Source organism: Opacimonas viscosa, assembly GCF_024199005.1.
Classification (GTDB): domain Bacteria; phylum Pseudomonadota; class Gammaproteobacteria; order Enterobacterales; family Alteromonadaceae; genus Opacimonas; species Opacimonas viscosa.
The window spans coordinates 1-248 of record NZ_JANATA010000264.1 but is presented as its reverse complement, the minus strand read 5'-3'; the positions used below and the strand labels follow the sequence as shown (position 1 = coordinate 248).

Genomic DNA, 248 nt, shown 5'->3' with positions numbered 1-248 from the left:
GACATCTTTCAAATCTTCTTTGCTTACGTCGACAGCGCGGGTTGCCCCCATTTTTTTAGCCAGTTCAAGACGGTAAGGATTGATGTCGGTAACAACGACATGTCGCGCACCTACGTGCTTAGCGACTGCTGCAGCCATAATACCGATAGGTCCAGCACCTGTAATAAGCACATCTTCACCGACTAGGTCAAAACTTAGCGCTGTGTGAACGGGATTACCAAACGGGTCGAAGATAGACGCGAGGTCGT

At 49.6% G+C, this 248-nt stretch carries 1 protein-coding gene; it reads right to left on the bottom strand.

Translation table 11 applies throughout. The annotated features are described in order from the left end of the window. The coding region (locus NLF92_RS13530) for a zinc-binding dehydrogenase (protein ID WP_254102780.1) at window positions 1–248 on the bottom strand (248 nt) is incomplete at both ends.